Raw genomic sequence first — 10,954 nt, 5'->3', positions numbered from 1 at the left:
CAAGTTCTAATATCTGAATACGTTTCGCAGCAGCTGCCAACCGATAACCCGGTTTGCAAAGAATACGAGCGTGGCGATTCCCGTCACGTAACTCACAGCCGTCCCGATCGCAGCCCCCTCGATACCCAGCACCGGCAACAGAATCGCAGCAATCAATATGTTCGCACCGACGGTGCACAACTGTTGCGTAGTCTGGTAGCCCGGATGGCCCGACACCATCATCAAGTTGTCGAAAGGGACCAGGTGCGAGACTAATACCAATCCCGCAAGCAAAATCACCAATGATGGCAAGCCTTCGAGCATGCCCTTTTCCGGCATCACCCAGGCGGTGACTGCGTAGTACGCCAAAACAAGGCCCAGAGCCAGGAATAACGCGACTGGCAAGACAATTTTTTGCGCCAGGACACGTAAATGCCTCGCCTGATCCCATTGCTTGTCGCGTATGGCACTGACGAGCATCGGGTTGAAATTGATGCGGACTATCGCAAGTACCTGATAGAGGCCATCAACCAGCATGGCGGCAAAACTGTAAATGCCGACCGCCCGATCCGTCAGGAAGAAACCGATCATCAAAACATCGATTCGGGAATTGATTTCGGAGAACATGCCGGCCATCAGGCCTCTTGCACCGAAACTGAAATGTCTGCGCATCCATTCAACGGTAACTCGAGGACGTCGAATCAACCTTCTGGAAATCAGATAGCCGATTGCCAAGACTGCGGTTATGACTTCAGCAATCAGAAAACAGAATGCAGCATCTTCTATCGGGCGTGCGGAGGCTGCAATGATTGCGACCAGCAGCATGACGACGAAATAGCGCACTCCTTGCAGGACGGAATAGGCCTTCATACGTCGAAGGCCATTCAGGTACGCGAGCAGCACTTTATTCAACGGAAAGAGTGCAAGCCCCCAAGCCGCATTGCTGACTGCACGCGCAGTCACTTCGCTGCCAAACGCGCGTGCAAACAACGGCTCGGCCGAGTGGACAATCAGCGCAGCAAGCACTCCAAGCAAGAGCGCGGCCAGACTCGCGGTACAAAGAAGCGTTCCGCGCTCTTGCTCTGACGCTTCGTGATATGCGGAGTAACGCAATACAGAGTAGTGCAATCCAAACACCGCAAATTGCGATGCAACGATATAAACCGCATAGCTGAGGTTGAACACTCCCAGCGCAGCGGCGTCCCGCAATGCGGTAATCGCGATATTTATCACGATTCCACTCACCGCCAGGACAAAGAAACTTCCCAGACTGTAGGCAATGTCTTGCGATAATTTTTGGTGCCGCAGACTTTGTACCGCCCGCGAGATCATCGCCCCGATCATTGACTATGCGGCTTGTTCAGGATGCGTTTTACGTCGCGACTTCGCAATGGTGGGTTAAGGTGCTTGTTTTCCTCGTAATCGAACCACATCGCAAAAAACAGGGAATTAAAGCCCAGCGAAAACGAGAACAGCCAGCTGAGGAACGTGATCTCTGGAACCGCTCCTTGAGCAATCCACAAGGCGATCAAGCGTATGAACAGCAGCGCGCTGAGCCCCACGCCAAAGAATCCGAAGGCGTAGAAGAAGACGAGCGGGTGAAAATTCCGGATGATGTACTTTTCTTTGAGTCGCCAGAAAAAAAGCCGCACCAGCAGGGAGCCGATGGTGAAAACCACCTTGCGCACCTTGATGCCCGATTTTTCTCCGACGTTGTAGACTGGCTCGATAGGCACATCGACCACCCTCATACCCGCCACGTTCAGCTTCACGAGCAAGTCGTTGGGCTGTCCATAACGCTTGTACATGGCATCCCAGTCGATTGCCTGTAGTGCTTCGGCGTTGATGGCGGTATAGCCGGTTTGCGAATCCGCGACATGCCAATAGCCGGACACAATCTTGGTGAAAAGAGACAGGGCTGAATTCCCGAAGAAGCGAATCTTGGGGATTTTCTTGAAGGCCTCGCCGGTCACCAGACGGTTTCCCTTGGTGTAGTCAGCTTCATCATCGACAACGGGATCCAGTATCGCCGGAAGATCGTCCGGGTCCATCTGGCCGTCGCCTGCCATGACAACAGCAACGTCGTAGGCATTGTCCCTGGACCACTTGTAGCCCGTTGCAATCGCCCCGCCAACGCCCTGATTGACCGCATGCTCCAGCAACGTGACCCTGCCGGCCAGATAGCCTGGATGATTGCGGATGACCTCCGACGTCCGGTCTTTGCTGCAATCGTTGACGATGACAATCATGTCTACCAAATCAGGCATCGTTTCGATGACGCGTCCGATCTGCGTTTCTTCGTTGTACGCCGGGACGACAACGCTTATTTTTTTACCGCGATACATGTAACAGACCCTTAAAACTTGAATTCGGCCATGACCAAAACGATTCTCCGCTGGTCATCTGCGGAGAGATCCGGACTCATCGGCAGGCTGATCACCTTTTTCGCCGCGGCTTCGCTCAATGGCGTGGAACCGGGGACGCACACCTGCTGATAGGCTGGCTGCCGGTTGAGCGTGACCGGGTAGTGAACCGCCGTCGGAATCCCGCAGGATTGCAGATGCTCTTGAAATGCATCCCGCTGTTCGGTAAAGACCGTGTACTGCGCCCATACGCAACTCCTGTCCTCCCTTGTCGACAAGAGTTCAACCGGTATTTGTGCATCCTTGATCAGGTCTGCGTAAACTTTTCCCAATTCAACGCGACGTTCGATTTCCCAGTCAAAGCGCTCCAGCTTTGCCAGCACCACCGCACATTGCAAGGTATCCATCCGGCCGCCGACACCAATACGAGTGTGGAAATAACGCCGCTCCTGGCCATGCACACGGATTTCACGCATTGCCCGCGCCAACACATCATCATTCGTAAAAATGGCACCTCCGTCGCCATAGCACCCGAGTGGCTTGCTCGGGAAGAAGCTTGTGCAACCAATGGTCGACACGTTGCAGCTGCGCCGCCCTTTGTACGCGGCACCGAAGCTCTGGGCCGCATCTTCAATAACAGGAATGTTGCCGTGGCGTGCGGCAATGGCGTTGATTTCGTCCATGTCGGCGACCTGGCCGTACAGCGAGACCGGCATGATGGCCTTGGTCCGGGGCGTAATCGCCGCCTCTATCAAGGCAGGATCGATGTTGCACGTATCCGGCTGTATATCGACAAATACCGGCGTTGCGCCAAGAAGCACAATGACTTCTGCCGTCGCAACGAAGGTGAACGGCGTCGTGATGACCTCATCGCCAGGTTTGATACCCAGTGCCATCAGTGAAATGAGCAGCGCCTCGGTACCGGAGGCAACGGTGATGCAATGCTTCGCACCGGTGTACGCCTCCAGTTTCTCTTCCAACTCGCGCACTTCCGGCCCCATGATGTACTGGCCGTGGTCGAGTACGCGCTGGATGCGCGTGTCGATGGATTGTTTCAACGCGGCATACTGTGCCTTGAGGTCGATGAAATTGATCTTGTTTGTCATAAAGGCACACAGGTTGATTCGTTGATTCGGTAGCTTGCGCCGCAATTGCAACGCACGTCGCCCTTGTCCTTGATCTGAACACCACACTTGCACATCCAGCCTTGCCGGCGCGCGGGCACCCCCATCATCAGGGCGTAGGCAGGTACATCACGGTTCACAACGGCGCCGGCGCCGACAAATGCATGTTCTCCAATCGTGACACCGCAGACGATTGTGCAATTTGCGCCGAGAGTCGCGCCCCGCCGCACCACTGTCTGGCGATACTCGTTCTTGCGAGTGATGGCCGAACGCGGGTTGTAAACGTTGGTAAACACCATGCTCGGACCGCAAAACACGTCGTCTTCGAGACGCACGGCGTCATACACCGAGACGTTGTTCTGAATCTTGACGTTGTCGCCAATGACCACGTCGTTGCCGACGAAAACGTTCTGCCCGAGCGAGCAGCCTTTGCCAATACGTGCGCCGCCACATACATGCGCCCAATGCCATACGCGGGTATCGTCTCCGATTTGCGCACCGTCATCGACAATTGCGGTGGAGTGAATCACAGCGCTCATATCAATAATCCAAAGGCAGGGCGACACGCTTGCCGTCACGCGCCGACAAATATGTCGCAATAAGCACTTCGAGAGACTTCAAGCCCTCGCGCCCATCCGTTTCCGGCTCCGCTTCACCGCGCAGCACCTTGATGACGTTGTCGTAATACAGCGGGTGGCCAAAGCCGTAAACGGAAGTCGTTTGATAGCTGGCATCCTTGATCTTTTCGTCGTCCGGATCCGGCTCGGCAAATTCCCAATGCTGCACATCATTCACCGCCACGCCGCCGATGCGAACGGTCCCCTTTTCGCCGAGGATCGTGATGCTGCCTTCCAGGTTCTTCGGATACGCAAGCATGGTCACGTTCATCGAACCGAGTGCGCCATTACGCCAACGCAGGCTGATTACGCCGGTATCTTCCACTTCAATGTCGCGCTCGAGCGTAGCCGTATATGCCTGCAGGCTTTCGACCGGGCCGATCAGCCAGTCAACCAGATCCACGTAATGGCTGGCCTGATTCATGAACGCACCGCCGTCGTATTCCCACGTACCGCGCCACTTGGCGCTGTCGTAGTACTCCTGCGGACGCGTCCAGAAGACATTCAGGTTGACCATGTAGATGCGGCCGAAACGCTTCTTCTCTACGGCTCTCTTCAACAGTTGAAGTGTTGCATTCCGGCGATTCTGTTTCACCACGAACAAGCGCACGCCAGCCGCGTCGCATGCGGCGACCATGCGCTTGCCGTCTTCCCAGCGCGTTGCCATCGGCTTTTCCGTGATGACATGACGACCTCGTTCAGCAATCTGTATGGCCTGTTCCGGGTGCAATCCGGAAGGCGTCGTCAGGATGAACGCATCGGCCTCACACTTTTCGAGCATTTCGCTCAGACTATTGTATGGAGTAGCGCCAGTGCTGGCTGCGGCTTCGGCCAACGCTTTCGGATCGATGTCGCATATACCGACCAGTTCCGAACGGCTATCGTGCTGCCGAATCGCGGCGAAATGGTTCTTCGCAATACGTCCGCAGCCAACCAAGGCGAATCGTATTTTGCGGTCTGTCACAGGAGGAGGATATTGACGCATGAATGAATCTTTCCGTATTTAAGCTTTGACGACGTTTGGCAGGTGATTGAGATATACGCCGCGCGTATCAACGATCAACTTCGCGTGCCGCTGAATCAACTCGTAATCGAATGCCTTGTGGTTTGTCGCCAAGAGCACAACGTCATACGACGCAAGCGATTCAGCAGTGAGCGGTACGCTCTTGAGATCAAAATGATGCTCGCGCATCTTCGGGAATACGGGAACGTGCGGATCGGAATAGGCGATCTCGGCACCCTTGTCACGAAGAATTTCCATCAATTCGACCGATGGCGACTCGCGCATGTCATCAACGTCCTTTTTATAGGCAATGCCCAGCACCAGGACCTTGCTGCCCTTGATGGAACGCGCACGCTCGTTCAACGCATCGGCAACCTTGCTGATGACCCAATGCGGCATGTCGCTATTGATCTCGCCGGCCAGTTCGATGAAGCGTGTATGCAAGCCGTACTCGCGCGCTTTCCATGTGAGGTAGAACGGGTCAATGGGAATGCAGTGGCCGCCCAATCCCGGACCGGGATAATACGGCGTGAAGCCGAATGGTTTGGTGGCCGCTGCGCGAATGACTTCATGAATATCGATATCCATTCTGTCGGCAATAATCTTCATCTCATTGACCAGGCCGATATTGACGGCGCGGTGAATGTTCTCGAGCAGCTTGGTCAATTCGGCTGCGCGCGTCGAACTTACCGGAACGACCTTGTCGATTGCCGGGCTGTAGAGCGCAATGCCCGCCTCCTGGCAGGCTGAGGTGGTGCCGCCGCACACTTTCGGAATGGTGCGCGTTTCGAAGTTCGGATTGCCCGGATCCTCGCGCTCCGGCGAGAACACGAGAAACACATCCTCGCCAACCCTGAATCCGCGGGACTCCAGGCGCGGCTTGAGTTCCTCATCGGTGGTGCCTGGATATGTGGTGCTTTCCAGCGACATGATTTGTCCGGCACGCATATGCGGCACCAACGCATCGGTTGTGTTGAGCACAAAGCTCAGATCCGGCTCGCGATAGGCATTCAAAGGCGTGGGGACGCAGATAATCAGCGCGTCGGCCTCGGCGGCGCGCGCAAAATCGGTGGTAGCTTCAAAACCTTTCGACTTGGCAGCCGCAATAGAGTCAGCCGAAATATGCTCGATGTAACTTTGACCGGCATTCAGGCGGCTGACCTTATCCGAATCGATGTCAATTCCAAGCACCCGGAATCCGACATCGACATACCGCAGCATCAACGGCAGGCCGACATACCCCAAGCCGACAATGCCGATGACCGCGTTTTTTTGATTGAGCTTGGATATAAGCCGTGTGAGATGGCCAGCTTGAAGTTCATTCATTTTTGTAATGAAAATGCGCGAAAGAAAGGCATTTATTTTACATTGCTTGCTATTGGTCACCATGAATTTGAGAGGGATTTATTTGGTTTTGAAAGAAACCCCCTCGAGAATGTTGGATTTGCTGCGCTTTCAATGCAATGTTATTTTTAAATTTGCAATCCCGATTGCCAGAGTCAGAACAAGGTCAGGATGATTCCCGTCATGATCAGACCAACGCCGATCCAGAAGTAATGAGGGATGTCCTCGCCGAAGAATATCCTTCCTCCTGCGGGCACGAGCACGTATGCACCGGCCGCGAACGGGACCAGCTGCGACAGTTGCAGGGTTCGGAGCACCAGCATCGCCACGAAGATGGAAAACAGCATCAATGCTGCTCCTGTTCCGAGCGTCCATAAAGCGCGTGGCGCGGGAAGTCTGTGCGAGGCGGCCTTCAGGCACAATTGCGACGCACTGCTGCCAAGCACGGCGATCACGCAAAGGGAGAATTCCAGAAATGTCATGCGGCTCGTTTTACGGAATAAGTGGTGAAGAATATCCCGGCGAGAATGCATAACATGCCACCGACGTACCCGACACTGAGCGAATCGCGGAAAACTAGGGCGCTCGCGATGGGTGTCAGCAAGTACACCAGCGCCGTCCAGGGATAGGCCACGGAGAGCGGCAATCGCTTCAGCGCCAGCATCCAGAAGACAAGGGAAAACGCATTTGCCAGCAGCGCCATCCAGACCCACGGATTCAGCATCCACTTGCCGATCTGACCTGTCAGGTGCAGCGAATGATTGGCCGCGCTCTTGAAGAGGATTTGCGCCAAGGTGGTTGACACCACCATACCTGCAACCATGACCCAGGCGAACGCGACCGAAATCTGCGCCCCTCTCTTGTCACCAGGATTCACATCACCACGCATCACGCTTTCGTCGCGAGGATGATGCATTGACCGCAAGCGATTTGGCGCAGGAGAGGTACTTTTTCCACCACGGGTTCGACGCTTTTGCACAGTCGCGCCATCCAATCCGGGCAGAACATTGGCACCAGGTTCAGATGATGCATGGTCTGGACACGGAATTTGGCAGCGCCCAGCCATGAGCTGATTGTTCCCGGCAAAAAGGATTGCTCTTCGTGCTCCACGTGGTAACGTGAGAAGCGCTCGAGCAGTTTCAGCACAGGATTGCAGCCATTCGGCTCCAGGATGATGATCGTGTCGGCCAACGATGCGGCGCACTGTATCGCCTTGGCAGGATCGGGCAAATGATGGAGCACACCGCGCAGCACGACGCAATCGAACCGGCCATCTTCCAACAGCGTCTCGGGCTCGTAAATATTGCCGACCTTGAATCGGACCTGGCTGTCGAGACCCGCTTCAGCTGCCTTCCTGTTCGCCGACTCGACCGCGACTTTGGCCGGATCAATCCCCAGTATTTCGCGCACGCCCAATGCCGGGAATTCCATCGTATAGGTGCCGTCGCCGCAACCGAGATCAAGGACACGTTTGGATGCGAAGGGGTAAACAGCGGCAATGCTTTCACTAATGCGATCATTCGCGTAACGCGAAGACAGCTTCTCCGCCGTATACGCATAAGACCCGGTACGGCGCACATCTTCGTCAAAACGGCTGACATTGCTCTTGACGGTCTTTAACGGTGCATTCATGCAGACTCCATGGATGGTTTTGTTCCTACGGCCAGAATGTTTCCAACCCTTAGGGGGATTTTCAAATCGGCGAGAGCGGATCTTTCAAGAAGACGTCCCATCGCGGCTTTCATCGTGCCCGGCAACGGCGTCAAGCGCAGCCAATAGCGCATCGGGTATGAGTTGCTGATGGGGCATACATCAACCGCCTCGAAACCGGCTCCCTTCAATAGGGCGATCACCGACTTCGGATTGTATAGCTGCAGATGCTCGACATCGATGATGGGGGAACGCAGCCCCAGACTCCGGTTCAACACGCCTTGCCAATTGTGGACGACAACGGCAATCATGCCGCCCGGCTCCAGCAGCTCGAACGCGGTTTTCACGAATACGCCCGGGTCGGCCAGATGCTCCAGCGTCATGAAAGAGCAAATCAGCGAAGGTGTGACATCCTTCAACATTTCTGGGGAAAACATGCCTTCGCGCAACAGTCCGCGCACATCGTCCGACGCCGCATCGATTGCAGCTCTGGATGGCTCGATGCCCACCACTTGCGCAAAACCGAGCTGGCGCAGCCAGCCAAGCAACGCGCCGTTCCCGGCCCCGACATCGACGGCGGCAGTGCGGCTGCGCAAATGTTCCACATATGGCTCCAATGCCTTTGCATAGCTTGCCGCCGCGCATTTCGCCTCCTCTGCCGAATCGTAGGCGGCATCAGCATAAGCGCTGGTGAGAAAAGAGGTGTCCGGTGGCGATGGCGCATATACCAGATCGCACTGTGCGCATCGCACAAGTCGCAGACACATGAATTCCGGTTGCTTGCGCGATGCATACGTGAAGTCGTTCATCTTGCCGGGATCCAGCCGTTCGTCCGCAAATTTCGAACTCGCGGTCGCACCGCAGGCCGGACACGCTCTTTCGAGATGATGCTGATTAAACAAGCGCGCCTCCGCTGCCCTTCGATTGAATTTCGGCGGATTTCACCTGACCATGCAAAATGATGTTCTTTCTGATGAAAGCAGGTCTTGCCTTGGTTTCCTCCAGAATCTTTCCAATGTATTCGCCGAGCAACCCCAGGCCGAGAACGGTGATGGAACCGAAGAACATGACCAGCAGCGAGAGAAAAGTGATGCCCTTCGGCACGGATTCAGGCGATGCAAAACGAATAACGATGCTCATGATCGCCAATAGCGAAGTTCCGGCAAAGGCCAGTCCGCCAAACGCGGTCAGCAAGTGCAGGGGCATGCGCGAGAAGGAGAATATGGCTTTCTTCGCCCAGCCAATGTTTTTCAACCAGTTGTTCGTGCTGACACCGAACATGCGCTCCGGGCGAACGTAATCAACACCGACCTGATTGAAGCCGACATAGGCACGCAGCCCGCGGAGAAACGCGTCGCGCTCCTGGCATTGCAGTATCCAATGCACCACCGAGCGGTCCAGCAGGGAAAAATCGCCTGCATCTCTCGGGATGGACACTTCGCTCATTGCCGCAAATATGCGATAAAACGCGCGGTAGCATGCCTCGAGCCATACCGGCATTTCGCGCTTGACGCGCCGTCCGTACACCACATCCGCACCCGAGCGCCATTGCTGGAAAAATTCCTCGATCAATTCCGGCGGGTCCTGCAAATCCCCATCCAGCAGGACACACGCCTCCTTGCTCGACAACTCCATGCCGCTGCGGAACGCTGCCTGCGAGCCGAAATTGCGGGAGTGGGAAATGCCGATGACATGCGGATTCGTGGCGGAGATGTCTCGTATGACTTCCGCGGAATTGTCAGGCGAGTTGTCGTTCACAAAAATGATTTCATAGTCCACACCGAGTCTGGTGAACACCGCCACCAATCTCTCGTGCATGATGGGAATCGCCTCCGCATCCTTGTAACAGGCGACGATGGCGGAGATCGAATTCTTGTCCTTGCGCGCCTGCCCCTTCTTGGTCAGACTCGCAAAATCTGCGTGCCGCAGATAATCCCCCCACCAATCGCGGGACTTGATCAACCCCTCTTCCAGCGAGGTGCGGGCTTGCCAGCCCAGCAGGCGAGCCGCTTTTTCCGGTTGCGCGTACCACGCGTCGACATCCCAGGGACGCCCGACGCCAGGGTCGAATTGAAGCGGTGCATCAACATGAAATATGCGTTGCGCCAATTCCGCAAATGACTGCAGTGTCGTCTGGACGCCGCTGCCGATATTGAACGACTCGCCGGCGATTTCCGGCCGCATTCTCGACGCCGCATCGATAAAGGCTTCAACGACATCGTCGGAATAAACAAAATCGCGTGAAACCTCGGGCCGCACAAATGGCGGAAGCTGTCCGCGAATCGCATGTTCGCAAACCACCGGCACCAGCCGCGAGGTGTCCTCGTAAGGCCCGTAGACCGAATACAGACGGAGATTCACCACCGGCAGGCCGCGTACTTTCCCGTAATAGGAAATCGCATGGCTCGCGGCCGCCTTGCTGACCGCGTAGTGGCTATTCGGAACAAGCGGCGCATCCTCGCCGGGGGCTGAGGCATTCATGCCATATTCGGATGAGCTTCCTGCATGCACATACGCGTGCAAGTCTAGCCCCGATACAAACTCCAGCAAGTGGATGAAACTCAGGTAATTGGTCGAATGAATGCGCTCGAAGTCCTGTTCAAAGGAATACGCACCAAACGACGAGCAATCAAAAATCGTTTTCGGAGCAAGCCTGTTCAGCACGCTGCGCACGCTGCTCCGGTCCTGAAGGTTGAGGAAGGCGAGATTCGCCGCCGGGATATCCTGCAGCCGCCAGGAATCCCCGGAGAATATCGTTCCTACCACATCATCACGTTCGCGTATCAAGGCGCGAAGCAGATTGGCTCCTACAAATCCGCTGGCTCCGATCACCAGAATGGGGCCGGACAGGGCGCGTATTTTTGCGGCAAGCAT

General features: G+C 55.6%; 11 protein-coding genes. All 11 read right to left on the bottom strand.

All coding sequences use genetic code 11. The features are described 5' to 3' along the window. Positions 1-6: 6 nt before the first annotated feature. Complete coding sequence (locus D3870_RS00290; protein ID WP_119735703.1) at positions 7-1,323, bottom strand: oligosaccharide flippase family protein; 1,317 nt, start codon at positions 1,321-1,323, stop codon at positions 7-9. After that, positions 1,320-2,324, bottom strand: a complete 1,005-nt coding sequence (locus D3870_RS00285) for a glycosyltransferase family 2 protein (RefSeq protein WP_119735701.1) — start codon at positions 2,322-2,324, stop codon at positions 1,320-1,322. The genes D3870_RS00290 and D3870_RS00285 overlap by 4 nt, the downstream gene beginning before the upstream one ends. A gap of 11 nt (positions 2,325-2,335) precedes the next feature. After that, complete coding sequence (locus D3870_RS00280) at positions 2,336-3,436, bottom strand: DegT/DnrJ/EryC1/StrS family aminotransferase (RefSeq protein WP_199710711.1); 1,101 nt, start codon at positions 3,434-3,436, stop codon at positions 2,336-2,338. 8 nt (positions 3,437-3,444) lie between these two features. Further along, the gene (locus D3870_RS00275) at positions 3,445-4,005 is read right to left on the bottom strand and encodes an acyltransferase (protein ID WP_119735697.1); all 561 of its coding nucleotides are present in this window, start codon (positions 4,003-4,005) and stop codon (positions 3,445-3,447) included. Position 4,006: 1 nt separating this feature from the next. Further along, positions 4,007-5,068 (bottom strand): Gfo/Idh/MocA family protein, encoded by a 1,062-nt coding sequence (locus D3870_RS00270; protein WP_119735695.1) that lies wholly within the window; start codon positions 5,066-5,068, stop codon positions 4,007-4,009. Positions 5,069-5,086: 18 nt separating this feature from the next. Beyond that, positions 5,087-6,412: a nucleotide sugar dehydrogenase gene (locus D3870_RS00265; protein WP_119735693.1), complete on the bottom strand. Its 1,326-nt coding sequence runs from the start codon at positions 6,410-6,412 to the stop codon at positions 5,087-5,089. A 173-nt stretch (positions 6,413-6,585) separates the two neighbouring features. After that, positions 6,586-6,885, bottom strand: a complete 300-nt coding sequence (locus D3870_RS00260; protein WP_147375666.1) for a DMT family transporter — start codon at positions 6,883-6,885, stop codon at positions 6,586-6,588. 23 nt (positions 6,886-6,908) lie between these two features. After that, positions 6,909-7,319: a DMT family transporter gene (locus tag D3870_RS00255; RefSeq protein WP_119735689.1), complete on the bottom strand. Its 411-nt coding sequence runs from the start codon at positions 7,317-7,319 to the stop codon at positions 6,909-6,911. Continuing rightward, complete coding sequence (locus D3870_RS00250; protein ID WP_119735687.1) at positions 7,319-8,062, bottom strand: class I SAM-dependent methyltransferase; 744 nt, start codon at positions 8,060-8,062, stop codon at positions 7,319-7,321. Before D3870_RS00250 ends, D3870_RS00255 begins: the two co-directional genes overlap by 1 nt. Continuing rightward, the gene (locus tag D3870_RS00245; RefSeq protein WP_242489800.1) at positions 8,059-8,982 is read right to left on the bottom strand and encodes a class I SAM-dependent methyltransferase; all 924 of its coding nucleotides are present in this window, start codon (positions 8,980-8,982) and stop codon (positions 8,059-8,061) included. The genes D3870_RS00250 and D3870_RS00245 overlap by 4 nt, the downstream gene beginning before the upstream one ends. Continuing rightward, positions 8,975-10,954 (bottom strand): NAD-dependent epimerase/dehydratase family protein, encoded by a 1,980-nt coding sequence (locus D3870_RS00240; protein ID WP_119735685.1) that lies wholly within the window; start codon positions 10,952-10,954, stop codon positions 8,975-8,977. Before D3870_RS00240 ends, D3870_RS00245 begins: the two co-directional genes overlap by 8 nt.

The sequence above is a fragment of the Noviherbaspirillum cavernae genome, assembly GCF_003590875.1.
Taxonomy (GTDB): Bacteria; Pseudomonadota; Gammaproteobacteria; order Burkholderiales; family Burkholderiaceae_D; genus Noviherbaspirillum; species Noviherbaspirillum cavernae.
This window is presented reverse-complemented; position numbering and strand designations above follow the sequence as displayed.